General features: G+C 66.5%; 23 protein-coding genes and 1 pseudogene. 20 read left to right on the forward strand and 4 right to left on the reverse strand.

The annotated features are described in order from the left end of the window. The 9 genes and pseudogenes from BRAS3809_RS03960 to BRAS3809_RS04000 form a co-directional block, all read left to right on the forward strand. Window positions 1–255: pseudogene (locus BRAS3809_RS03960) on the forward strand (tripartite tricarboxylate transporter permease); the annotation flags it as partial. A gap of 112 nt (window positions 256–367) precedes the next feature. Next, window positions 368–1,369, forward strand: a complete 1,002-nt coding sequence (locus BRAS3809_RS03965; RefSeq protein ID WP_008960814.1) for a tripartite tricarboxylate transporter substrate-binding protein — start codon at window positions 368–370, stop codon at window positions 1,367–1,369. Window positions 1,370–1,551: 182 nt separating this feature from the next. Then, on the forward strand, window positions 1,552–2,346 hold the full coding sequence (locus BRAS3809_RS03970; protein WP_008960815.1) for a thymidylate synthase: 795 nt from the start codon (window positions 1,552–1,554) through the stop codon (window positions 2,344–2,346). Window positions 2,347–2,349: 3 nt separating this feature from the next. Continuing rightward, a complete protein-coding gene (locus BRAS3809_RS03975) occupies window positions 2,350–2,835 on the forward strand; it encodes a GNAT family N-acetyltransferase (RefSeq protein ID WP_008960816.1) in 486 nt (161 codons plus the stop codon). Further along, window positions 2,832–3,344 (forward strand): dihydrofolate reductase, encoded by a 513-nt coding sequence (locus BRAS3809_RS03980; protein ID WP_008960817.1) that lies wholly within the window; start codon window positions 2,832–2,834, stop codon window positions 3,342–3,344. Before BRAS3809_RS03975 ends, BRAS3809_RS03980 begins: the two co-directional genes overlap by 4 nt. 260 nt (window positions 3,345–3,604) lie before the next feature. Further along, the gene (gene hflK / locus BRAS3809_RS03985; RefSeq protein WP_008960818.1) at window positions 3,605–4,735 is read left to right on the forward strand and encodes an FtsH protease activity modulator HflK; all 1,131 of its coding nucleotides are present in this window, start codon (window positions 3,605–3,607) and stop codon (window positions 4,733–4,735) included. After that, window positions 4,732–5,673, forward strand: a complete 942-nt coding sequence (gene hflC / locus BRAS3809_RS03990; RefSeq protein ID WP_008960819.1) for a protease modulator HflC — start codon at window positions 4,732–4,734, stop codon at window positions 5,671–5,673. The genes hflK and hflC overlap by 4 nt, the downstream gene beginning before the upstream one ends. A 107-nt stretch (window positions 5,674–5,780) precedes the next feature. Then, on the forward strand, window positions 5,781–5,987 hold the full coding sequence (locus BRAS3809_RS03995; protein ID WP_008960820.1) for a DUF2065 domain-containing protein: 207 nt from the start codon (window positions 5,781–5,783) through the stop codon (window positions 5,985–5,987). Window positions 5,988–6,225: 238 nt separating this feature from the next. Next, a complete protein-coding gene (locus BRAS3809_RS04000) occupies window positions 6,226–7,725 on the forward strand; it encodes a Do family serine endopeptidase (RefSeq protein ID WP_008960821.1) in 1,500 nt (499 codons plus the stop codon). A gap of 450 nt (window positions 7,726–8,175) precedes the next feature. Here the strand turns inward: BRAS3809_RS04000 and arsH are convergent, their stop codons facing one another. The 3 genes from arsH to serB form a co-directional block, all read right to left on the reverse strand. Next, window positions 8,176–8,877, reverse strand: a complete 702-nt coding sequence (gene arsH, locus BRAS3809_RS04005; RefSeq protein ID WP_008960822.1) for an arsenical resistance protein ArsH — start codon at window positions 8,875–8,877, stop codon at window positions 8,176–8,178. Window positions 8,878–9,182: 305 nt separating this feature from the next. Next, entirely contained in the window at window positions 9,183–9,455 is a 273-nt protein-coding gene (locus tag BRAS3809_RS04010; protein WP_008960823.1) for a hypothetical protein, read from the reverse strand. 933 nt (window positions 9,456–10,388) lie between these two features. Continuing rightward, window positions 10,389–11,279: a phosphoserine phosphatase SerB gene (gene serB / locus BRAS3809_RS04020; RefSeq protein WP_008960824.1), complete on the reverse strand. Its 891-nt coding sequence runs from the start codon at window positions 11,277–11,279 to the stop codon at window positions 10,389–10,391. A gap of 3 nt (window positions 11,280–11,282) precedes the next feature. Here serB and miaA point away from each other — a divergent pair, with 3 nt between their 5' ends. From miaA to ilvC, 9 genes are all read left to right on the forward strand, one after another. Then, window positions 11,283–12,209, forward strand: coding sequence for a tRNA (adenosine(37)-N6)-dimethylallyltransferase MiaA (gene miaA, locus BRAS3809_RS04025; RefSeq protein ID WP_008960825.1), 927 nt, complete (start codon window positions 11,283–11,285; stop codon window positions 12,207–12,209). Between the two features lie 30 nt (window positions 12,210–12,239). Beyond that, window positions 12,240–12,497 carry a FitA-like ribbon-helix-helix domain-containing protein gene (locus BRAS3809_RS04030; RefSeq protein ID WP_008960826.1) on the forward strand — a complete coding sequence of 86 codons (258 nt, stop codon included), beginning with the start codon at window positions 12,240–12,242 and terminating at the stop codon, window positions 12,495–12,497. Next, entirely contained in the window at window positions 12,494–12,922 is a 429-nt protein-coding gene (locus BRAS3809_RS04035) for a type II toxin-antitoxin system VapC family toxin (protein ID WP_008960827.1), read from the forward strand. Before BRAS3809_RS04030 ends, BRAS3809_RS04035 begins: the two co-directional genes overlap by 4 nt. 365 nt (window positions 12,923–13,287) lie before the next feature. Further along, window positions 13,288–15,057 (forward strand): acetolactate synthase 3 large subunit, encoded by a 1,770-nt coding sequence (locus tag BRAS3809_RS04040; RefSeq protein WP_008960828.1) that lies wholly within the window; start codon window positions 13,288–13,290, stop codon window positions 15,055–15,057. 158 nt (window positions 15,058–15,215) lie between these two features. Further along, window positions 15,216–16,196, forward strand: coding sequence for a threonine dehydratase (locus tag BRAS3809_RS04045; RefSeq protein WP_008960829.1), 981 nt, complete (start codon window positions 15,216–15,218; stop codon window positions 16,194–16,196). Window positions 16,197–16,333: 137 nt separating this feature from the next. Continuing rightward, complete coding sequence (ilvN, locus tag BRAS3809_RS04050) at window positions 16,334–16,876, forward strand: acetolactate synthase small subunit (RefSeq protein WP_008960830.1); 543 nt, start codon at window positions 16,334–16,336, stop codon at window positions 16,874–16,876. A gap of 3 nt (window positions 16,877–16,879) precedes the next feature. Further along, on the forward strand, window positions 16,880–17,569 hold the full coding sequence (locus BRAS3809_RS04055) for a class I SAM-dependent methyltransferase (RefSeq protein WP_008960831.1): 690 nt from the start codon (window positions 16,880–16,882) through the stop codon (window positions 17,567–17,569). A gap of 247 nt (window positions 17,570–17,816) precedes the next feature. Beyond that, the gene (locus BRAS3809_RS04060) at window positions 17,817–18,419 is read left to right on the forward strand and encodes a LysE family translocator (protein WP_008960832.1); all 603 of its coding nucleotides are present in this window, start codon (window positions 17,817–17,819) and stop codon (window positions 18,417–18,419) included. Between the two features lie 150 nt (window positions 18,420–18,569). Next, window positions 18,570–19,589: a ketol-acid reductoisomerase gene (gene ilvC / locus BRAS3809_RS04065; protein ID WP_006613763.1), complete on the forward strand. Its 1,020-nt coding sequence runs from the start codon at window positions 18,570–18,572 to the stop codon at window positions 19,587–19,589. Window positions 19,590–19,924: 335 nt separating this feature from the next. On the opposite strand, the gene BRAS3809_RS04070 is transcribed toward ilvC, so the two are convergent. After that, window positions 19,925–21,037 carry a DUF2336 domain-containing protein gene (locus tag BRAS3809_RS04070; protein ID WP_008960834.1) on the reverse strand — a complete coding sequence of 371 codons (1,113 nt, stop codon included), beginning with the start codon at window positions 21,035–21,037 and terminating at the stop codon, window positions 19,925–19,927. Between the two features lie 544 nt (window positions 21,038–21,581). On the opposite strand from BRAS3809_RS04070, the gene BRAS3809_RS04075 reads away from it, so the two are divergent. Continuing rightward, a complete protein-coding gene (locus BRAS3809_RS04075) occupies window positions 21,582–22,439 on the forward strand; it encodes an SDR family oxidoreductase (protein WP_008960835.1) in 858 nt (285 codons plus the stop codon). Next, entirely contained in the window at window positions 22,439–22,726 is a 288-nt protein-coding gene (locus BRAS3809_RS04080) for a hypothetical protein (protein ID WP_008960836.1), read from the forward strand. The genes BRAS3809_RS04075 and BRAS3809_RS04080 overlap by 1 nt, the downstream gene beginning before the upstream one ends. Window positions 22,727–23,023: the final 297 nt, after the last annotated feature.

The raw sequence follows: 23,023 nt of genomic DNA on the forward strand, positions 1-23,023 counted from the left end.
TTCGGCCTGGTCGGCTACTGGCTCATCAAGCACGATTTCGAGCCGGCGCCGCTGCTGCTCGGCATGGTGCTGGGTCCGCTGATGGAGGAGAATCTGCGCCGGGCGCTGCTGATCTCGCGCGGCGACTGGTCGGTGTTCGTGACGCGACCGCTGTCGGCGGTGCTGCTGGCGATCGCGGCGGGGCTCCTGGTGCTCGCGGTGCTGCCGACGCTCCGCCGCAAACGCGACGAGGTGTTCGTCGAAAGCGAAGGCTGACCTGCGTCGGCACGCCGCAGCCGCAAGTCGAATCGACCTCGGACAAGGCGCTGTGATCTAGCTATCACCAGCGCAAGGCCCGCAGCGAAGCGGGCGCCGAGGGAGGGATCTGATGAGCTGGTGCAGTCGTGCACGTTCGATCGCTTGGCTGGCGACGATCGCCGGCGTGGTTGCCGGACTAGGACTGGGGGTGTCGACGACACCCGCGAAGGCACAGAATTATCCGACGCGCAGCATCACGATGATCGTGCCGTTCGCGGCCGGCGGCCCGACCGACGTCATTGCGCGCATCGTCACCGCGCACATGGCGCAGACGCTGGGCCAGAGCATCATCATCGAGAATGTCGTCGGCGCCGGCGGCACAACCGCGACCGCGCGTGCGGCGCGCGCCGCCAATGATGGCTACACCCTGATCACCGGCCACATGGGCACCCATGCCGCCGCGGTGCCGCTCTATCCGAATCTTGCCTATCACCCGGAGCGCGACTTCGAGCCGGTCGCGCTGCTCGCCGGCACGCCGATCCTGATCCTGGCGCGCAAGGACTTCGCGCCGAAGGACACCGGGGAGTTCGTCGACTATCTCAAGGCCAACAGCGAGAAGGCCAACGCCGCGCATGCCGGCGTCGGCTCGGTCTCGCACGTGTCGTGCCAGCTTCTGAACTCGATCCTGGACGTCAAGCCGGTCGGCGTGCCGTTCAACGGCACGGGCCCTGCGATGAATGCGCTGGTCGCCGGCCAAGTCGACTACATGTGCGACCAGATCGTCAACGCTGTGCCGCAGATCAATGCCGGCACCATCAAGGCCTATGCAATCGCCACGGCCGAGCGCAATCCGGCGCTGCCCAACGTTCCGACCACGGCCGAGGCCGGACTGCCCAAGTTCCAGGCCCAGGCCTGGAACGCGATCTTCGCGCCCAAGGGCACGCCGCCCGCGATCCTGGCCAAGCTGAACGCGGCGGCCGCCAAGGCGCTCGACGACGAGGGCGTCCGCAAGCGCCTGCTGGAGCTCGGCAGCGTGATCCCGGCGCCGGCCGACCGGACGCCCGAGGCGCTGGCGGCGCTGGTGAAAAGCGAGGTCGCCAAATGGAGCGCGGTGCTCAAGCCGGCGAGCTAGCGGGCGCGGCCAGGTTCGGAGCCGGGAAGGGCGGGGCGGAACGAGGTTCCGCCCTTGCCATTTGCAGCGGCGATCGACACTTTTCGGGGTATAATTGCCCGGACGAGCCGACTCGCCGCTAGGGCAGGACGGTCGTCGCCGCTACATTCGCCGCCTTCCGCGAGGGGCCGCCGTCACGAACCATGCACCAATATCACGACCTGCTCGAACGCATCCTGTCCGACGGCGCGCAGAAGCACGACCGCACCGGCACCGGCACCCTGTCGGTGTTCGGCCACCAGATGCGCTTCGATCTCGCCGCCGGCTTCCCGATGGTCACCACCAAGCGGCTGCCGCTGAAGGCGATCGTGCACGAGCTGCTGTGGTTTCTGAAGGGCGACACCAACATCAAATATCTGCACGACCACGGAGTCACCATCTGGGACGAGTGGGCCGATGCCAACGGCGATCTCGGTCCCGTCTACGGCTACCAGTGGCGCTCCTGGCCCACGCCGGACGGCGGCCAGATCGACCAGATCAGCAATGTCGTCGACATGATCCGGCGCAACCCGGATTCGCGCCGGCTGATCGTCACCGCGTGGAATCCGGCCGACGTCGAGAAGATGGCGCTGCCACCGTGCCACTGCCTGTTCCAGTTCTACGTGGCCAACGGCAGGCTGTCCTGCCAGCTCTATCAGCGCTCGGCCGACGTCTTCCTCGGCGTGCCCTTCAACATCGCCTCCTATGCGTTGCTCACCATGATGGTGGCGCAGGTCACCGGCCTGAAGCTCGGCGAGTTCGTGCACTCCTTCGGCGACGTGCACCTCTACTCCAACCATGTCGAGCAGGCCCGCCTGCAGCTGACCCGCACGCCCCGGCCGCTGCCGACCATGACGCTCAATCCCGACGTCAAGGACATCTTCGCCTTTCGCTACGAGGATTTTGCGCTCGCCGGCTACGATCCGCATCCGCACATCAAGGCCGAGGTCGCGGTCTAGCGCATGCCGGTCACGATCCGCAGCGCCCGGCCTGCCGACAGCGGCATCGTGTTCGCGCTGATCCGCGAGCTCGCCGACTACGAGAAGCTCTCGCATGAGGTCGTCGCCTCCGAGGCCGACATCGCCTCCGCCCTGTTCTGCGATCACCCGACGCTGTTCTGCGATCTCGCCGAGTGGAACGGCGCCGTCGCCGGCTTCGCGGTCTGGTTCGTCAACTTCTCGACCTTCGCCGGCAAGCCCGGCATCTATCTCGAGGACCTGTTCGTGCGGCCGGTGTTCCGCCGCAACGGCATCGGCCAGGCGCTGCTCGGCCATCTCGCCCGCACCTGCGTGGAGAAAGGCTGGGCGCGGCTGCAATGGTCGGTGCTCGACTGGAATGCGCCGTCGATCACCTTCTACAAATCGCTCGGCGCCGAGATGCTCGACGAGTGGAAGCTCTGCAAGGTCACGGGGCCGGCGCTGACGCAGCTCGCCGAGAGAGCGCCATGATCGAGATCGTGCAGATTGTCGCGGTCGCCGAGAACGGCGTGATCGGGGCTACCGGCGCCATTCCCTGGCGGCAGAAGAGCGACATGCAGCGCTTCAAGGCGCTGACCATGGGCCGGCCGATCGTGATGGGCCGCAAGACCTTCATCTCGTTTCCGCGCCGGCCGCTGCCGGGCCGGACCAACATCGTCGTCACCCGCGATGCTGATTTCCGCGCGGCCGGGGCGATCGTAACCCACAGCGTCAACGAAGCGCTCACCATCGCCCGCGGCGATGCGCTGCGGCGTTCGGCCGCGGAAATCGCCATCGTCGGCGGCGCCGAGATCTATGCGGCGACCCTGCCGATGACAGACCGGCTGGAGATCACCGAGGTCCATGCCCGACCGGCCGGCGACACGCTGTTTCCGGCGATCGACCCGGCACATTGGGAGGAGGTGGCGCGCGAGCGTCATGCGTCGGGGCCGGACGATCAGGCCGAATTCTCCTACATCACCTATCGCCGGAAACGCTGAGCAAGCTCACCGTCATCCGCCCGGCCGCCCTCTCCAGACCTTCCATTAATGATGAAGTCGCGTTGTCCGGCCGCGCTCGGCCGGTCGGGCCGCGGCAAACCGGCGCTTCGCCCACTGTTTACATTGACAAAACCCGGTTCGGGCTTAGCTGGAGCGCTACGTTGTAAGGGGCGGGGCCGTCCCTTATAAACCGGCCGCCGTCGGGGGCCGGCGTCTCGGCAGTATCTTGGCAGTATCAGCCTCCCGGAGGAGATCGATCGATGGCGTGGAAGAATCAGGGCGGAGGCCCGTGGGGTCCGGGTCCGAAGGGACCCTGGGGCTCGGGACCGCAACCGGTCGGTCCAAGGCCCCCCGACCTGGAAGATCTTCTGCGGCGCGGCCAGGACCGGCTCCAGCAGTTCATCCCCGGGGGCGGCTTCGGCGCCGTCGGCATCCTCCTGATCGTGCTCGGCGCAGTCGTCATCTGGCTGATTTCCGGCTTCTACCGCGTGCAGTCCGAGGAGCTCGGCGTCGTGCTCCGCTTCGGCAAATATGTCCGCGATGAGCAGCCCGGCCTGCGCTACCACCTGCCTTACCCGATCGAGACCGTGCTGCTGCCGAAGGCGCTGCGCGTCAACTCGATCTCGATCGGCTTCACGACCAATGACGATCCCGGCCGGCGCGGCCGCGGCGGGCGCGACGTGCCGGAGGAGAGCCTGATGCTCACCGGCGACGAGAACATCGTCGACGTCGATGTCGCCGTGCTCTGGCGCATCAAGCCGAAGGGCGCGGCCGACTTCCTGTTCAACATCCAGAATCCCGAGGGCACCGTGAAGGCGGTGGCCGAGAGCGCGATGCGCGAGGTGATCGGCCGCTCCAATATCCAGCCGGTGCTGACCGGCGCCCGCACCCAGATCGAGCAAAGCGTGCTCGAACTGATGCAGAAGACCCTCGATAACTATGGCTCGGGCATCCAGGTCGACAACGTGCAGATGCAGAAGGTCGACCCTCCGGCGCAGGTGATTGCGGCGTTCCGCGACGTACAGGCGGCGCGCGCTGACTTGGAGAAGGCGCAGAACGAGGCCCAGACCTACGCCAACAAGGTGGTCCCCGATGCTCGCGGCCGTGCTGCTCAGATCCTGCAGGTTGCCGAAGGCTACAAGGAGCAGGCGATCGCCGAGGCCAAGGGCCAGAGCGCGCGCTTCCTGAAGGTCTATGAGGAATACAAGAAGGCGCCCGACGTCACCCGTGAACGCATCTATCTCGAGACGATGGAGCGCGTGCTCTCCGGCGCCGAGAAGCTCGTGCTCGACAGCGGCCCTGCCGGCGGTCCTGTGCCGCTGCTGCCGCTCGGCGATCTCGCGCCACGCCGCCAGGTTGCCCCGAGCACCACGCAGGGAGGCGTTCGATGAGATCCCCCGTCACAGGAATCGTCGCGCTGGTCATCGCCCTCGCGCTCGTCGTCATCGGCTACAGCTCGCTGTTCACCGTGGCGCAGACCGAGCAGGCGCTCGTCGTGCGGTTCGGCAAGCCGGTCGACGTGATCACGGAGCCCGGCCTGAACGTCAAGGCGCCGTTCATCGACAACGTGATCTCGATCGACAAGCGCATCCTCGACCTCGAGAACCCCTCGCAGGAGGTCATCGCCTTCGATCAGAAGCGGCTGGTGGTCGACGCCTTCGCCCGCTACCGGATCAAGAACGCGCTACAGTTCTACCAGAGAGCCGGCACGATCCAGAACGCCAACTTCCAGCTCGGCACGCTGCTCAACGCCGCGCTGCGCCGCGTGCTCGGCGAGGTCACGTTCACCCAGGTGGTGCGCGACGAGCGCGAGGCCTTGATGCGCAAGATTCGCGACCAGCTCGACCGCGAGGCCGATGCCTATGGCATTCAGGTCGTCGATGTCCGCATTCGTCGTGCCGACTTGCCGGAGGCCAACAGTCAGGCGGTCTACGACCGCATGAACACCGAGCGGCAACGCGAGGCGGCCGAGTTCCGGGCGCTCGGCGGGCAGAAAGCGCAGGAGATCAAGTCCAAGGCCGACCGCGAGGCGACCGTGATCGTCGCCGAGGCCAACTCGCAGGCGGAGCAGACCCGCGGCGCCGGCGACGCCGAGCGCAACCGGCTGTTCGCCGAGGCCTACGGCAAGGATCCCGACTTCTTCGCCTTCTACCGCTCGATGACGGCCTATGAAACGGGCCTGAAGTCCGGCGACACCCGCTTCCTGCTGCGGCCCGACTCCGAGTTCTTCCGCTACTTCGCCAACCCCTCGGGGAAGGCGGGCGCGGGCCCGGAGACCCCATCGGCCGCAAGCGCCACCGCGGCAGCCGCTCAGGCTCCGAAACCCTGAGCGCGCGGGGCGGTTGATCCCGGCGAATAAGAGTTGACACGGACGGGGCGAAGCCGTTGCTTCGCCCCGCCTGATATCAAGAAAGTCAAACGGGAGGTCAGGGTCCGATGAGGTCCATTGCGTTTTCCGATTTCCTCATCGGATTAGGTATCCTGTTCGTGCTCGAGGGCCTGATGTTCGCGGCCAGCCCCGAGTGGATGCGGCGGGCCATGAAGACCGCCATGACCACCCCCGACAACGTGCTGCGCGCCGTCGGCATCGGCTCGGCGGTGGCCGGCCTGGTGCTGATCTGGGTCATCCGGCGGCCGATCTGAGCGAACGCTCGCGGTCCTGCGTGGCCTGGCCTTCGGGGCCATAGGAACCGCCGACCGCCGCAACGATTGCCGACCGCTGCCCGGCCAACGCCATTGTGAGGCGATGGCCGTGCCATTTTGCCGTATTAGGTCGCCCTCAATGATGAATCGGGCGCCGCGCGCCGGCGCGCTTGCGTCGCTGCCCGGTTCCGGCGCACTGTACCGATTGAATTTGCCGCCTTTTCTGGAGATCCGCCCGATGACCGCAACCCTTGCTTTCCGCCGTCGCCTGCGTCCAGTCCTGACCGCGGCGGTGCTCGCCGCGGGCTGGGCGCTCGCGCCGGCGCCGGCCTCGGCGCGCGGTCCCGAGGGCATCGCCGACGTCGCCGAGAAGGTGATCGACGCCGTCGTCAACATTTCGACCTCGCAGACCGTCGATGCCAAGGGCGGCGGAGGCGAGGGACGCGGCGCCAATCCGCAGGTGCCGCCGGGCTCGCCGTTCGAGGAATTCTTCGACGACTTCTTCAAGAACCGCCGCGGCGGTCCGGGCGGCCGCGGCGGCGACGCCACGCCCCGCCGCACCAACTCGCTCGGCTCCGGCTTCATCGTCGACGACTCCGGCGTCGTGGTCACCAACAACCACGTCATCGCGGATGCCGACGAGATCAACGTGATCATGAACGACGGCACCAAGATCAAGGCCGAGCTGGTCGGCGTCGACAAGAAGACCGACCTCGCGGTGCTCAAGTTCAAGCCGCCGCGGCAGCTCACCGTGGTCAAGTTCGGCGACTCCGACAAGCTCCGGCTCGGCGACTGGGTGATCGCGATCGGCAACCCGTTCAGCCTCGGCGGCACCGTCACTGCCGGCATCGTCTCGGCCAAGAACCGCGACATCTCGTCGGGCCCCTATGACAGCTACATCCAGACCGACGCCGCCATCAACCGCGGCAATTCCGGCGGCCCGCTGTTCAACCTCGATGGCGAGGTCATCGGCGTCAACACGCTGATCATCTCGCCGTCCGGCGGTTCGATCGGCATCGGCTTCGCCGTGCCGTCAAAGACGGTGGCCGGCGTCGTCGACCAACTGCGCCAGTTCGGCGAGCTGCGCCGCGGCTGGCTCGGTGTGCGCATCCAGGGCGTCACCGACGAGATCGCCGAGAGCCTCAACATCAAGCCTGCGCGCGGCGCGCTGGTCGCCGGTGTCGACGACAAGGGCCCGGCGAAGCCGGCCGGCATCGAGCCGGGTGACGTCGTCGTCAAGTTCGACGGCCGCGACATCAAGGAGCCGAAGGACCTGTCGCGCATCGTGGCCGACACCGCGGTCGGCAAGGAGGTCGACGTCGTCGTCATCCGCAAGGGCCAGGAGCAGACCTTGAAGGTCAAGCTCGGCCGGCTCGAGGACAACGAGAAGGTCCAGCAGGCCGCGATCAAGAAGGACGAGCCGGCCGAGAAGCCGGTGACCCAGAAGGCGCTCGGGCTCGATCTCGCCGCGCTCTCGAAGGACCTGCGTACGCGCTACAAGATCAAGGACAGCGTCAAGGGCGTCGTCGTCACCGGCGTCGACCAGGCCTCCGACGCCGCCGAGAAGCGGCTGTCGCCCGGCGACGTCATCGTCGAGGTCGCCCAGGAGGCGGTCTCCTCCGGCGCCGACATCAAGAAGCGCGTCGACCAGCTCAAGAAGGACGGCAAGAAGTCGGTTCTGCTGCTGGTGTCAAACGCCGACGGCGAGCTGCGCTTTGTGGCGCTGAGCTTGCAGTAGGAGCGGGGCCGTTCGGTCCGGGCACGGCTGCGCAGGGCGGGCAAAGGCGCGCCCACGTCAACTCTCGATCTCTCACGCGCCGTGCCCACCACTGCCCTCCGCATTCGCGGATCGACGGTGGGCACGCGACCGCCCTTCGGGCGTCCGCTTTGCCCACCCTACGGCGCCACAAACTCCGGTGTCGTCCCGGCCTTGAGCCGGGACCCATACCCCCAGGGAGCGGTTTGGGGCAGGCGGGTCATTGGCAGTTTGCCCATCACATCCGCCGCGGCTTATGGGGCCGCGATCGGCGCCACGACGCGCTCCGCGCGTCACGGCTGTCCGGGACGACGATAGGGATGGATTCGATTTCACTCATCAAACAGCGCGGCAAGCCCGGCAGGTCGACGACATGACATCGCGTGTTCGCGGCGCATTCCGGGACGCTGCCGAAGCCGGACCGGCCCCTCGTCAGAGCGAGCGCTGATTGACCCGCTTCGACAGCTCCGCGGCGCTTTCCTTGCGCTCGGAATAGCGGTCGACGAGGTAGTCCGCGCGGTCGCGCGTCAGCAGCGTGAACTTCACGAGCTCTTCCATCACGTCGACGACGCGATCGTAATAGGCCGAGGGCTTCATGCGGTCGTCGTCGTCGAACTCCGCGAAGGCCTTGGGCACCGACGACTGGTTCGGGATGGTGATCAGGCGCATCCATCGCCCGAGCACGCGCAGCTGATTGACCGCGTTGAACGACTGCGAGCCGCCTGAGACCTGCATCACCGCGAGCGTCTTGCCCTGGGTCGGCCTGACCGCGCCGAGTGACAGCGGGATCCAGTCGATCTGGGTCTTCATCACCCCGGTCATCGCGCCGTGGCGCTCCGGCGAGCACCACACCATGCCCTCGCACCAGGTCACGAGCGCGTGCAATTCGTCGACCTTGGGATGATCGGGCCAGGCGTCGTCGACCAGGGGCAGCCCGTGCGGATCGAAGCTCCGCGTCTCCGCGCCGAAGCGCGTGAGGATGCGCGCGGCTTCCTCGGTGAGCAGCCGGCTGAACGAGCGCTGCCGCAGCGATCCGTAGAGCAGCAGGATGCGGGGCGGATGAGAGGAGAGCGCAGGCTCCAGCAGCTTGGCGCGATCGATCGGTTGAAAGCAGCCATCGTCCAGCTGCGGCATGTCATCGGGCAACGCGGCACCTCAGAGTGCGATCGGCCTTCGGTGGCCCCTGGTGAGAGCGGGATCCGACCGGCGGCCGTGCGAACGGCTCGGTGCAAACATGGCGGCCCGGATCGGGCCGGTCAACTCTGGGATCGCTCGCGATTCGACGGACCACAATCGGGGCGCAATCGTGCCACCAGACTGTGCCGCCTGCGGCGATGATCGGATACCGTGCTCGAGATCATTGATTTGGGCTGAGAGGGAGCGCGGTCTCGCCCTGCGAGACGCGCGCTGCCCATCGCGTCGTGAGATGATCGCGTCGCTTAGTTGCGGACGCTGCCGACGGTGGTCGGGGTCACCAGCGCGGCGCTGCGGCGGTGGTGGGTGAGCACGGCGAGCTGGTGCGGCGAAGCGGTGCTGTCGGCATTGATCGCGACGGTCTGCTCGGCAGCCGACGAGGCGCCGACGACGGAGAGCTGGTGCGGGGTCGCCGGCAGCGCGCCGACTTCGTAGCTCGGCAGCTCGCCGGCCGCAGCAGCGCCGGTCAGCAGCGCGAGAGCAACGAGAGAGCCGGGAATGATGTGCTTGATGGTCATCGGAGGTCCTTCTGTGACGATGATCGATTGCATCATTTGCAACCGCGTTTCGTGACCTTGGACGCTCCCCCGAATGAGGAGGTTCATATGCGATGCAGCATGATTTGGCAATTCATCGATTTGTGACGCGGTTAAGATGGCAGAGTCGTACCTGCCTTGATGCGGCGAGCGAATGATCCGATTGGCGATCCGGAATGCGATTGGAATGGAGTTGCGCGGGAGCGCGCGGGATTGAAATAAATGCCTGAACGGCGGCCATCTGACGAAAGAGCGCGCGGCATCGCCTGACGAATCTCGCTTGCATTTGCGATCGCAACACGAGGTTCAATTGCGAACGTTCAGCATTCGCCAAAGTTTTAGCTAAACGTCACAGATGGGCGCAGTGCGGCTCGTCGTTCGCAGTCGTGTGACGTAACTCGGTGCGCGGGAATGCAAGGGTATGCGCTCCGCCGTCAATGCGAGGAGCCAACGGGTCCGCGCGAAGCGCGGCCCGATGACAGGCTTCGCGACGGAGCAATCCAGAGTCTCGCGCGCGGCCCTGGATTGCTTCGCTTCGCTCGCAATGACGACGGAGCTGCTCATGACTGCGCCCTCTCGCCTTGTGGGAGAGGGCACGTAGGACCGGTCTGCAAACTCGGTTGGGTGAGGGATATCTCTCCGCAGAACGATCGCGGAGAGATACGCCTCACCCGCGCCAACGCGTGGATAGGCCGGCGATGCCCTCTCCCGCAAGGGGAGAGGGCGCTGTATCGCGCAGCGAGCAATCAGATGCGGAGGGTGGGCACAGGCGCACCGACGCGCGATGTCGAGGACTCTGCTCGAGCGCGCGCCGTACCTCGCCGCTGCGTCTGTGTGTGTGGACGGACGGTGGGCACGCAACCGCCCTTTCGGGCGGTTGCTTTGCCCACCCTACGGCCGAGCAATCGGGGCCTGTCAGTCCACGAACTGATCGCGGGTGTAGCCCTGGGCGTAGAGCAAAGCGGTGAGGTCGCCGTGGTCGATGCGGGCTGACGCCGCGGCGGAGACGGCGGGCTTGGCGCGATAGGCGACGCCGAGGCCGGCGGCTTCGATCATGCCGAGGTCGTTGGCGCCGTCGCCGACGGCCAGCGTGTCGATCTCGTCGAGGTCGAACGACTCGCGCAACTCGATGAGCGTCGCAAGCTTCGCATCGCGGCCGATGATCGGATCGCGCACCTCGCCGGTCAGCTTGCCGGCGTCGATCACGAGCTCATTGGCGCGGTTCTCCTGGAAACCGATCTTGGCGGCGATGGCGCTGGTGAACAGGGTGAAGCCGCCGGAGATCAGGCAGGTATAGGCGCCGTGCGCGCGCATCGTCATGACCAGCTGGCGGCCGCCGGGCGTCAGCTTGATGCGCTTGGCGAGCACCTCGTCGACGACGCTGACCGGGAGGTCTTTCAGCAAGGCGACGCGCTCGCGCAACGCGGGCTCGAACGCGATCTCGCCGCGCATCGCGCGCTCGGTGATCGCCGCGACATGCGGCTTGAGCCCGGCAAAATCGGCCAGCTCGTCGATGCATTCCTGGCCGATCATGGTCGAGTCCATGTCGGCCAGAAAAAGCTTCTTGCGCCGGACGGCCTCAGGTTGCACCACGATGTCGATCGGCATGTCGCCGCGCAGGTCGCGCAGGCGCGCCTCGAGCTTGTGGATCTCGCCGTCATGCGAGAAGGGAATGTCGATCGCGACCTCGTCGAACAGCCAGCGCGGCGTGCCCGGCTGCGGCAGCACGGCCAGGAAGGCCTCCACGATTGTGGTATCAAGCGCGGGGTCGGCAGGATTGCAGATGAAGGTGGCGACGAGAGACATCAGGTGACTTCGCTAAGCGACAACAAAGCGGTGCTTATCGCAGGGCCGACCGCCAGCGGCAAGTCGGCGCTGGCGCTGGAACTTGCGCAAAAAGCGGGCGGGGTCATCATCAACACCGACTCGATGCAAGTCTACCACGATCTCCGGGTGCTGACGGCGCGGCCGACCGCCGAGGAGGAGGCATTGGCGCCGCATCGGCTCTACGGCCATGTCGATGCCGCCGTGAACTACTCGGCAGGCCATTTTGTCCGTGATGCGGCTCACGTTCTCGACGATGTCAGGCACCAGGGAAGGCTGCCGGTCTTCATCGGCGGCACCGGGCTGTACTTCAAGGCGCTGACGCGGGGGCTGTCGGCGGTGCCGCCGGTGCCGGACGCCATTCGCGAGGCGGTGCGGGAGAGGCTCGATCGCGAGGGTGTGGAGGCCCTGCATGCCGAGCTGGCGCGGCGCGATGCCGCGGCGGCGGCGCGGCTGAACGTTAGGGACCGCACCCGCATCGCCCGGGCGCTGGAGGTGATCGAGGCCACCGGTCGGCCATTGGCCGACTGGCATGCCGAGACCACGCCGCCGCTGCTGCCGGCGGGCACCACCCGGGCGCTGTTCATCGCGCCGGAGCGCGATGCGCTGTATGCCAGGATCGATGCGCGATTCGAGGTGATGCTGCAGGCCGGCGCGCTGGACGAGGTCGAGCGGCTCGCCGCGCGCGGGCTGGACCCGCTGCTGCCGGCGATGAAGGCGCATGGCGTGCCGGCGCTGATCCGCTATCTCCGCGGCGAGATCTCGCGGGAGGAGGCGGCCAGCATCGGCAAGGCCGACACCCGCCATTATGCCAAGCGGCAGTTCACCTGGTTTCGGCATCAACTGCCGGAGTTCGAATGGATGACGCCGGAGGCGGCGAAGGGGTGGGTGGCGGCATCGAAGGAGATTTGATATCGTGATATCAGATCCATGGAGGCGCCGATGGCTGACATCCTGATCCGCAAGGTGGACGACACGACCAAAGAATTGCTGCGGCTTCGCGCCCAACGACGTGGCAAGAGCTTGGAGGCCGATCTCAGGGAGACATTGGAGAAGCTCGCCCGCGAAGAGGCGGAGTCGCCCGACGATGTCGAGCCTTTCGGGAGTTGGCTGGTCGCCATCTCACGGCCTGGTGTCGATCTGGACGACGTGCTCGAGGAGTTGCGCTCAGCCCCGATTCGACCGGCTCCGCTGGAATGATCCTGCTCGATACGAATGTGATCTCCGAAGCGCTGAAGCCGGCGCCGTCTGCGAAGGTCGTCAATTGGCTCGACGCGAATTTTGCCGGCAGCGCGATATCGAGCATCACGATCTTTGAACTCGGTGCCGGGATTGGGATGCTCCCTGCCGGCAAGCGCAAGGTTGCGCTTGAGAACGCCGTCGCAAGACTTGTCCGGCGATTTGGGGCGCGGGTCTATCCGTTCGATGCCGGTGCGGCGCAAGCGGCTGCGCAACTGCTCGGTCGAGCGCGAGCGCGGGGACGGGCCCTGCAACAGGTCCCTCACAAGCTCGCGGACCTTCAGATCGCAGGCATCGCATCCGCCTATGGTCTGGAGCTCGCAACGCGAAACATCGGCGATTTCGCCGGGCTCGGACTTTCGCTCATCAACCCCTGGGATATCTAACTCGGGGGGGATGGGCGTTCATGGCTGCAGCGCCCAAATTACCGCTCGCCGAACGGAAAATTCCGCGTTAGGATCGTAAAATCGCGCAAACGAGACGGCTTTGCCTTGACATCGGGGCAACCCTGGCTATGGTTCGCGCAACCTTTGGGAAGCCAGATCGCCGTCATGCGCAATTTTGTTGCCATTCTTCTTATCGTAGTCGTACCCAGGCGCATCGCCGGGGATGGCTAGCGGCCATCCAAAATCCGAGCGGTGCGCAGGGCCTTCCAGGGCCCTTTTTTATTGCCCGAACCGACCCCGACCGAGACGACCCGAACCGACCGACCCAACGACCAGCCGCTGAGACCAGCGATCCGGAGCCCGCCATGACCGACAAGAGCCACGATCCGAACCAGATGACCGGCGCCGCGATGATCGTCCGCGCGCTCATCGACCACGGCGTGCAGCACATCTTCGGCTATCCCGGCGGCGCGGTGCTTCCGATCTATGACGAGATCTTCCAGCAGAGCGAGGTCGAGCACATCCTGGTCCGCCACGAGCAGGGCGCCGGCCACGCCGCCGAAGGCTATGCGCGCTCGACCGGCAAGCCGGGCGTCGTGCTGGTGACCTCGGGCCCCGGCGCCACCAACATGGTGACGCCGCTGGCGGACGCGATGATGGATTCGATCCCGCTGGTCTGCATCACCGGCCAGGTGCCGACGCATCTGATCGGCAATGACGCGTTCCAGGAGTGCGACACCGTCGGCATCACCCGGCCCTGCACCAAGCACAATTGGCTGGTCCGCAACGTCAACGACCTCGCCAAGGTGCTGCACGAGGCGTTCTATGTCGCGACATCAGGCCGTCCCGGCCCTGTCGTCGTCGACGTGCCGAAGGACGTGCAGTTCGCCACCGGCACCTATCATCCGCCGCGCAAGTCCGACGTCCACGTCTCCTACGCCCCGCGCGTCAAGGGCGACGCGATGCAGATCCGGAAAGCCGTGGCGCTGTTGGCCTCGGCCAAGCGGCCGGTGATCTATTCCGGCGGCGGCGTCATCAATTCGGGCACCGAAGCGTCGCGGCTGCTGCGCGAGCTGGTCGAGGTCACCGGCTTTCCGATCACCTCGACCCTGATGGGGCTGGGCGCCTATCCGGCGTCGGGCACCAACTGGCTGGGCATGCTCGGCATGCACGGCACCTACGAGGCCAACATGACGATGCATGATTGCGACGTCATGCTGTGCGTCGGCGCGCGCTTCGACGACCGCATCACCGGCCGCACCGATGCGTTCTCGCCGAACTCGAAGAAGATCCACATCGACATCGACCCGTCCTCGATCAACAAGAACATTCGCGTCGACGTGCCGATCCTGGGCGATTGCGGCGACGTGCTCGCCGACATCCTGCAGGTGTTCAAGGCCGAGGCGAAGAAGCCGGACATCAAGGCGTGGTGGCAGCAGATCGCCACCTGGCGGGCGCGCAACTCGCTGGCCTACAAGCCGAACCGCGACGTCATCATGCCGCAATATGCGATCCAGCGGCTGTTCGAGCTGACGCGCGGCCGCGACACCTACATCACCACCGAGGTCGGCCAGCACCAGATGTGGGCGGCGCAGTTCTACGGCTTCGAGGAGCCGCACCGCTGGATGACCTCGGGCGGCCTCGGCACCATGGGCTACGGCCTGCCGGCGGCGATCGGCGTGCAGGTCGCGCATCCCGACAGCCTGGTCATCGACATCGGCGGCGACGCCTCGGTGCAGATGACGATGCAGGAGATGTCGACCGCCGTGCAGTACGAGCTGCCGGTCAAGATCTTCATCCTCAACAACCAGTACATGGGCATGGTGCGGCAGTGGCAGCAGCTGCTGCACGGCAACCGGCTGTCGCATTCCTATTCGGAGGCGCTGCCGGACTTCGTCAAGCTCGCCGAAGCCTATGGCGGCGTCGGCCTGCAGGTGAGCAAGCCCGGCGATCTCGACGGCGCCATCAAGGAGATGATCTCGGTCAGGAAGCCGGTGCTGTTCGATTGCCGCGTCGCGGCGCTCGAAAACTGCTTCCCGATGATCCCGTCGGGCAAGGCGCATAACGAGATGATCCTGCCGGCGGAAGCGAGCGATTCCGCCGCGGCGTTCGCCGGCGGCAAGGCGCTGGTGTGAGTCTGTCTCGTGAGCATGGCGCCCACTCCAAACTCCACTGTCATCGCCCGGCTTGACCGGGCGATCCAGTACGCCGCGGCCGTGGTGGGTCCCACGACCGCAGCGGCGTACCGGATGCCCGCCTTCGCGGGCATGACAGCTGTTATGAGGAGGCGGCTGTGTTCACACTAGCCGAGCTGGAGCAAGCTCATGCCATCGTCGGCACGGCCGTGCCGCCGACGCCTGCGCATGCCTGGCCGTTGCTGGCGCAGCGGCTGGGGACCCACGTCGTCGTCAAGCACGAGAACCACACGCCGGCCGGCGCCTTCAAGGTGCGCGGCGGGCTCGTCTATGTCGACAACCTCAAGCGCACGCAGCCTGATATCCGCGGGCTGATCACCGCGACGCGCGGCAATCACGGCCAGAGCGTCGCCTTCGCCGGCCGCCGCAACGGGCTGCCGGTGACGATCTACGTGCCCAGGGGCAACTCGGTCGAGAAGAACCGCGCGATGGCGGCATTCGGCGCCGAGCTGATCGAGCACGGCAGCGACTTCCAGGAGGCGCGCGAAGAGGCGATCCGCCACGCCGCGCGCGAGTCCTTGCAGATGGTGCCGTCGTTCCATCCCGACCTGGTGCGCGGCGTCGCCACCTATGCGCTGGAGCTGTTGCGGAGTGCTCCCGACCTCGACGTGCTCTACGTCTCGATTGGGCAGGGCTCCGGCATCTGCGGCTGCATTCTCGCGCGCGACCTGCTCGGGCTGAAGACCGAGATCGTCGGCGTGCAGTCGACCGGCGCGCCGTCCTACGCGCTGTCGTTCGCGGCGCGCACCGTGGTCACCACCAACAGCGCCGACACCCATGCCGACGGCCTCGCCACGCGCAGCCCCGATGCGGATGCGCTCGCGATCATCCTGAAGGGGGCCTCGCGCATCGTGCAGGTCAGCGACGCCGAGATCGCCGAGGCCATCCGCATCTTTTGGACCGATACTCACAATGTCGCCGAGGGCGCCGGCGCGGCCTCGCTCGCCGCCGCGTTGCAGGAGAAGCCCAAGCTGGCCGGCAAGCGTGTCGGCCTGGTGCTGACCGGCGGCAACATCGATCTCGATCTGTTCAGGCGCTGGGTGATGCCGGCCGCGCAAGAGATGGCGGGGGTGTCATGATGCACACTCCGCTCACCACACACACCGCCGTCATGGCCGGGCTTGTCCCGGCCATCCACGTCGAGCGTCGCGCGCTCGGCTCGTGGATGCCCGGGTCAAGCCCGGGCATGACGATTTGAAATCCGATGGGGACACCAATGAACCAGCCAGCCTCCGCCTATTTCATCGAAGACCGCCACGATCCGAACGAGACCCACACGCTCTCCGTCCTCGTGCAGAACGAGCCCGGCGTGCTCGCGCGGGTCATCGGCCTGTTCTCCGGGCGCGGCTACAACATCGAGAGCCTGACCGTCTCCGAGACCGAGAGCCAGAAGCACCTCTCGCGCATCACCATCGTCACGACCGGCACGCCGATGGTGATCCAGCAGATCAAGCATCAGCTCGATCGCATGATCCCGGTCTACCGCGTCGTCGACATGACCTTGACCAAGCGGGCGATCGAGCGCGAGCTCGCGATGGTCAAGGTGCGCGGCATCGGCGAGCCGCGCGTGGAAGCGCTGCGGCTGGCAGATGCGTTCCGCGCCCGCGTCATCGACGCCACCACCGAGAGCTTTGTGTTCGAGATCACAGGCAACACCGACAAGATCAATCAATTCATCGATCTGATGCGTCCGCTCGGCCTGGTCGAAGTCGCCAGGACGGGGGTGGCGGCGATCGGGCGGGGATCGGAAGGGATGTGAGTCATGCTGGCGCGCGACTGGTACTACAACGAACGCAACCGGATCGGGCTCGATCATGCTGTGGCCTCGATCTACGGCTCGGGGGATGATGCCGACGAGCGCGCGCGCGCCGCGCTGAAGATGCTCGGCGTCAGGCCGGGCTGGCGGGTGGCCGACATCGGCTGCGGCAACGGCGTGCTGGCGACGGAAGCCGCGCTGATGGGGGCCGTGGTCGACGCCATCGACATCTCGCCGGCGATGCTGGCGCTGACCAAGATCTACACGAGGGATCGCCGCACCGCGGTGCGGATGCACTCGGCCGGCCTGCTGTCGTTCGCCTATGAGCCGAACTCGTACGACCTGATCGCCAGCGAGTTCACGCTGCATCACCTGCCGGATTTCTGGAAGGCGGTGGCGCTGGCGCGGATCTTCGCGGCGCTCAAGCCCGGCGCGCAGTTCTTCCTGCGCGACATCGTCTATGTGTCGATGCCGGACGGCGCCGAGCGCACGGTCGAGCAATGGGCCGATTTCAACATCAAGAACCACGACCTCGCGCGCGACAGCGTCATCACCCACATGCGCGACGAGAACTCCACCTTCGCCTGGGTGATGGAGCGCATGCTGAGCGAAGTCGGCTTCGTGACGGTGTCCGCCGACTACCACGCCCCGATGCACGCGACCTACGTGCTGCAGAAGCCGGCGGGGCAGGGCTGAAGCGAGGCGGTGGCGAACTTGGCAAACATCAGTGGCGTGGGTGCCCAGCGATTCAAGGGGACAGCTCGGCCGTGTGTGGGGCGGGTACCAGTGCGCGCGGCCATCCTTCGAGACGCCCGCCTATGGCGGGCTCCTCAGGATGAGGTCTTGCTGCGCGGTGAGATGTTTCTCCTCATGGTGAGGAGCGCCGTCTTCGGCGCGTCTCGAACCATGGGGCCCCGCCGAAGCGCGTTGGAGTAGGCGAGTAATGTCCCAGCAGCTCCTCATCGCTTTCGTCACCTTCGCCTTCGTGATGGCGTTCACGCCGGGGCCGAACAACATCATGCTGCTGTCGTCGGGCGTGACCCATGGCTTCCGCCGCACGGTGCCGCACATGATGGGCGTCAGCTTCGGCTTCGCCTTCATGGTCGGCGCCGTCGGCTTCGGCCTCGCGACCGTGTTCATCCGTTACCCGGTCCTGCAGGACGTGCTGAAATATCTCGGTGCCGCCTATCTGATCTACCTGGCGATCGCGATCGCCTTCTCCGGATCGGCCAAGCCGGACGAGACCCGCCCGCGCGGTCCGATGTCGTTCTGGGGCGCGGCGCTGTTTCAATGGGTCAACGCGAAAGGCTGGGTGATGGTGATCAGCACCATCACCGCCTATGCCGCAATCGCGCGCTTTCCCGCCAATGTTGCATTGCAGGTCGCGATCAGCTTCGTGATGGCGGTGGCCTCGACCATCACCTGGACCCTGTTCGGCACCGCGCTGCGGCCGCTGCTCAGCTCGGAACGGGCGGTCCGCGCCTTCAACATCGTCATGGCGGTGCTGCTGCTCGCCTCGCTCTATCCCGTGTTCATGGACGCATGAGGAAGGCCGCCGCCATGCGAGATCGGGGTTTCCAAGTAAGCCCAAAATGCTCTAGACACGGGCCGGATTTCGTCCGGGCGCAGCCGCCCGTGTCTCACCCAAGCGTCTGACTTTTCAGCCAATTCCGGCCATCTCAAAGAGGAAACGACAATGCGTGTCTACTACGATCGCGACGCCGATCTGAACCTGATCAAGGGCAAGAAGGTCGTCATCGTCGGCTATGGCAGCCAGGGCCACGCCCATGCGCTGAACCTGAAGGATTCCGGCGTCAAGGACGTTGCGATCGCGCTGCGCAAGGGCTCGGCCTCGGCCAAGAAGGCCGAAGGCGCCGGCTTCAAGGTGATGGAAGTCGCCGAGGCCGCCAAATGGGCCGACCTCGTCATGATGCTGACCCCGGACGAGCTGCAGGGCGACATCTACCGCGAGCACCTGCACGACAACATGAAGCAGGGCGCCGCGCTGGTGTTTGCGCACGGCCTCAACGTCCACTTCAATCTTCTTGATCCCCGGGCAGACCTCGACGTGCTGATGATCGCGCCGAAGGGCCCCGGCCACACCGTCCGCTCCGAGTACCAGCGCGGCGGCGGCGTGCCCTGCCTGATCGCGATCGCCAAGGATTCCTCGGGCAATGCCCATGACCTCGGCCTGTCCTATGCCTCGGCGATCGGCGGCGGCCGCGCCGGCATCATCGAGACCACCTTCAAGGAAGAGTGCGAGACCGACCTGTTCGGCGAGCAGGCGGTGCTGTGCGGCGGCTTGGTCGAGCTGATCAAGGCCGGCTACGAGACGCTGACCGAAGCCGGCTACGCGCCGGAGATGGCCTATTTCGAGTGCCTCCACGAGGTGAAGCTGATCGTCGACCTGATCTACGAAGGCGGCATCGCCAACATGAACTACTCGATCTCCAACACCGCCGAGTATGGCGAGTACGTCACCGGCCCGCGCATCATCACGCCGGAGACCAAGGCGGAGATGAAGCGCGTGCTCGACGACATCCAGTCCGGCCGCTTCGCCCGCGACTGGATGCTGGAGAACAAGGTCAACCAGTCCTCGTTCAAGGCCACCCGCGCCCGTCTCGCCCAACACCCGATCGAGGAAGTCGGCGCCCGCCTGCGCGACATGATGCCCTGGATCAAGAAGGGCGCGCTGGTCGACAAGAGCAAGAACTGAGCGGTCGCGATGATCAGTCGGGAGTGCGGATACCGCGCTCCCGATCTGCGGCTCAATCGAAAGCCTCCGTCCTCGCAGGGCGGAGGCTTTTTCGTCGCTGCAGCAAAACTGAACGGTCCAGCCCGGCTGCCTGCGAAAACCAATGCTGTCGTCCCCGCGAACGCGGGGACCCATAACCACCGTCGCCGGTGATGACCCATGACGGCAACTCCGACCTGCGTCCGCCAACTCACATCACGCGGTATGGGTCCCTGCGTTCGCAGGGACGACGGCGGAAAGTGGGGCGCCAGCGGAGCATCAGGGGGAGGCCAGGCGTCAGCGCCCGCCAGCCCCGCTCACTTCTCCACCTTGTTGTGCACCATCCAGAACCGCAGGGTGCGCTGGGCGGTGTCGAGCGACAGGCGGCCGTAGTCGCGCTCGGCGAGCTTGAGGGTCTCGCTGTCGATGGCGTGCTTGATCGGACGGTGGGTCAGGATCTTTGCCACCACGGACCAGGTCAGCCCGGCGGCCCGGCAAGGGATCAGCACGATATCGGTGCGCGGGCCCTCCAGCACCTTGGCCATCATCTCCGTGGGAACGTTGTTGAGCAGGCCCAGCGCTGCGGCGACCTCGGCGAAGCGGCGGGTCTCGGCGAAGAAGCCGATCGCCGCATCGTTCAGCTCCTTCAGTCCCTTCATGCGCTTGACGGCCTCTTCGGCCAGCGTGAAGTCGCGCCCGATCAGGCCTCCGTCGCTGCGCGCGACGTCCGCGATGGCCTTGAGGACCTTCTTGATCTCCTGCTGCAGCGCCGGTGGCGCCGAGGCCAACAGCTTGCTGCGCACGGAATCGGTGGCGCGGCGGAGCAGGTCGCGCAGGTGCCTGTCGGGCAGATCGACGCGCAGGCCAATGATCTCGGTGAGCTCGTCGTCGTCCTGGGCATGCGCCATCATCCCGGAATAGCCGGTGTCCGAGAACCGCGCGGTCTGGTTGTTGGCGAGCTTGTGGATGACCCGGCGTTCGCCGCGGTCGACGATGATGTCGGTGATCGCCTCGGTGAGGTGCGGGCGGCTGGAGATCGCCATCAGGTGGTCCTGGCCCTTGGTCGCCGCGACCTCGGCCAGCGTATGCTCGGTCAGTCGGGTCGAGTGCATCAGCACGCTTTCGGCGACCGAGATCTCATCATCGCGCGCCAGCTGCTGGATGACGTCGATCGGAGCGAAATCGACCGGCGCGAGGTGCTTGCTGAGCTCGGCCCGCGCCCGGGTCTCGACGCGCGAGACCAGCATGCACAGCACGTTGTCGAACACTTTGATCTGATCGTCGCTGAGGCGTTCGCCATCGTGCAGGAACAGGCTCGTGACCTGGCGCAATGTGTTGACGCGTTTCTCCGACGAGCCGCTGCGGACGGCGTCCTCGAGCTCGCTGATGATCGAGTGTTCTGAAGGTGGAAGCTGTTCTGGCTGATGCACTTTGGCGCTCGTCTGGTCCGGATGTCCGGAGCGGCAGCGACGCGCAGGTGGCCCGCTGCAGCTTTGCCCGGCCGAGCCAGTTTTCGCCATGGGCCATAACAATGCGTTAGGGGAGGAGGGCGTAGTACTCCGGAGAAACACGGATACGGAAAATTAAGACGATGCGTGTAGGGCTCGCAGATGCGTGAACCCCCGCCGGCGACGATTCTGCGGAATCTTCGGCAAATCCTGCTCCTGCGGTTTGCTCGGCGCGGCGCCCGGACCGGGACCGCGTGGCTGAAAGGTTAATGATCTCATAAGGTCTTCAGCCTTTGTTCATCCGGTTTGCCCACTGCCGCCGACGTCACCTCAGCTGTCATCTCCTCAAGAATCGAAACCTAAATCACATTCTTGCCGCAGGCCTCTGCATTGGACGGCCGTGGCCGCCGACGCGCGCGTCATACGCAGCGGGACGATGGAAGGGGCCTGACCTCAGGCCGCAAATCAGCACCAGCATTTCGCCGCATCCCGTGCGATAATCGGCGAGCAACTCTTTGAGGCCGCCATGAAATCCGTCGTCATCACCGGGGCATCCACCGGCATCGGCTACGCCTGTTCGAAGCTCCTGCTGGCACGCGGCTTCCGCGTGTTCGGGAGCGTTCGCAAGCCCGATGATGCCGAGCGGCTGCGCGGCGAGCTCGGTCCCCATTTCACGCCGCTGCTGTTCGACGTGACCGATGAGGCGGCGGTGAAGGCCGCGGCCGGCGAGGTGCGCGCGGCGCTCAACGGCGAGGCGCTCGCCGGGCTGGTGAACAATGCCGGCATTGCCGTCGCCGGGCCGGTCACCGAGCTGCCGGTCGCGCAGTTCCGCCACCAGATGGAGGTCAACGTCATCGGCCCCGTCATCGCCACCCAGGCGTTCGCGCCGCTGCTCGGTGCCGATCCGGCGATGACCGGGCCGCGCGGGCGGATCGTCATGATCAGCTCGGTGGCGGGCCGCAACGGCAATCCGCTGATGGCGCCGTATTCGACCTCCAAGCACGCGGTCGAGGGTCTGTCCGAGAGCCTGCGACGCGAGCTGATGCTGTTCGGCATCGACGTCATCATCATTGCGCCGGGGGCGGTGAAGACGCCGATCTGGGCCAAGGCCGAGGAGGTCGACCTGTCGCCCTACCAGAGCTCGCCGTTCTTTCCGGCGTTGCAGAAGGTGCGCGGCTTCATGCTGAGTCTGGCCAAGACCGGGCTGCCGGCCGAGACCATCGGCGAGCGGGTGTTCGAGGCGCTCACGGCGGCCGCGCCCAAGGTCCGCTATGAGATCGCGCCGGATCCGCTGCGGCAATCGATCGTCCGGATGCTGCCCAAGCGGACCGTCGACGGCATCATCGCCAAGCGGCTCGGCCTCGTGCCGGGGACCAAGGCCTGATGTCCGTGGTCGCGACGACCGGCAAGACCCAGGCGGAGCTCACCCGGCTGGTCGAGGAGGCCATCCGCGCCCAGCCGGGCTGCGAAACCGCGCGCGTGCCCGCCGTCCAGGCGCTCGACGTTCGCAGCGGCCGCAACTGGGAGATCCCGCACGTCGTTCTTGGCGACAGCCTGATCAGCGATGTCGACCGCGCCGTGATGAGCGTGCAGCGCCGGCTCGGGCGGGAGTTTCACCTCGAACCGGAGGTCGAGCCGTCCACCCCCCCGATCGCGGGCCATCCGGAGTAGCTGCTCCGGACCGCATGCGGCGCGCGGGCCGCCATCGCGACCCCACCCGCGGCGTCGTGAGATTTTCCCGCCGCGCGTCGGGACGCCGTCCGGTTCGGTGGCGGGCCGGCTCGTCCAGCGTCGATGCTCCGCACCATCCTTTACGCAATACCCTTGGGGAGACGCGCATGGCAGACCTTCGCATCGCTGCGCCCAGTCGCGACGCAGGCGCAGCGCTCGGCCTGACCGACACCGAGCAGAAGGGGCTGCGCGCATGGCGAGCGGATTGGCGATCGCACCGCTTCGTGTTGCGATGAC

Origin of the sequence: Bradyrhizobium sp. STM 3809, from assembly GCF_000239795.1 — a bacterium.
Lineage (GTDB): Bacteria > Pseudomonadota > Alphaproteobacteria > Rhizobiales > Xanthobacteraceae > Bradyrhizobium.

Coding starts and splice junctions, on each gene's coding strand:
- BRAS3809_RS04060 (WP_008960832.1), top strand. CDS start 17,817: ATGTCCCAGCAGCTCCTCATCGCTTTCGTCACCTTCGCCTTCGTGATG.
- BRAS3809_RS04055 (WP_008960831.1), top strand. CDS start 16,880: ATGCTGGCGCGCGACTGGTACTACAACGAACGCAACCGGATCGGGCTC.
- arsH (WP_008960822.1), bottom strand. CDS start 8,877: ATGCCGCAGCTGGACGATGGCTGCTTTCAACCGATCGATCGCGCCAAG.
- BRAS3809_RS03970 (WP_008960815.1), top strand. CDS start 1,552: ATGCACCAATATCACGACCTGCTCGAACGCATCCTGTCCGACGGCGCG.
- BRAS3809_RS04035 (WP_008960827.1), top strand. CDS start 12,494: ATGATCCTGCTCGATACGAATGTGATCTCCGAAGCGCTGAAGCCGGCG.
- BRAS3809_RS04040 (WP_008960828.1), top strand. CDS start 13,288: ATGACCGACAAGAGCCACGATCCGAACCAGATGACCGGCGCCGCGATG.
- BRAS3809_RS04075 (WP_008960835.1), top strand. CDS start 21,582: ATGAAATCCGTCGTCATCACCGGGGCATCCACCGGCATCGGCTACGCC.
- BRAS3809_RS04030 (WP_008960826.1), top strand. CDS start 12,240: ATGGCTGACATCCTGATCCGCAAGGTGGACGACACGACCAAAGAATTG.
- BRAS3809_RS03980 (WP_008960817.1), top strand. CDS start 2,832: ATGATCGAGATCGTGCAGATTGTCGCGGTCGCCGAGAACGGCGTGATC.
- hflC (WP_008960819.1), top strand. CDS start 4,732: ATGAGATCCCCCGTCACAGGAATCGTCGCGCTGGTCATCGCCCTCGCG.
- BRAS3809_RS03965 (WP_008960814.1), top strand. CDS start 368: ATGAGCTGGTGCAGTCGTGCACGTTCGATCGCTTGGCTGGCGACGATC.
- ilvN (WP_008960830.1), top strand. CDS start 16,334: ATGAACCAGCCAGCCTCCGCCTATTTCATCGAAGACCGCCACGATCCG.
- BRAS3809_RS04000 (WP_008960821.1), top strand. CDS start 6,226: ATGACCGCAACCCTTGCTTTCCGCCGTCGCCTGCGTCCAGTCCTGACC.
- serB (WP_008960824.1), bottom strand. CDS start 11,279: ATGTCTCTCGTCGCCACCTTCATCTGCAATCCTGCCGACCCCGCGCTT.
- BRAS3809_RS03975 (WP_008960816.1), top strand. CDS start 2,350: ATGCCGGTCACGATCCGCAGCGCCCGGCCTGCCGACAGCGGCATCGTG.
- BRAS3809_RS04080 (WP_008960836.1), top strand. CDS start 22,439: ATGTCCGTGGTCGCGACGACCGGCAAGACCCAGGCGGAGCTCACCCGG.
- BRAS3809_RS03995 (WP_008960820.1), top strand. CDS start 5,781: ATGAGGTCCATTGCGTTTTCCGATTTCCTCATCGGATTAGGTATCCTG.
- ilvC (WP_006613763.1), top strand. CDS start 18,570: ATGCGTGTCTACTACGATCGCGACGCCGATCTGAACCTGATCAAGGGC.
- hflK (WP_008960818.1), top strand. CDS start 3,605: ATGGCGTGGAAGAATCAGGGCGGAGGCCCGTGGGGTCCGGGTCCGAAG.
- BRAS3809_RS04010 (WP_008960823.1), bottom strand. CDS start 9,455: ATGACCATCAAGCACATCATTCCCGGCTCTCTCGTTGCTCTCGCGCTG.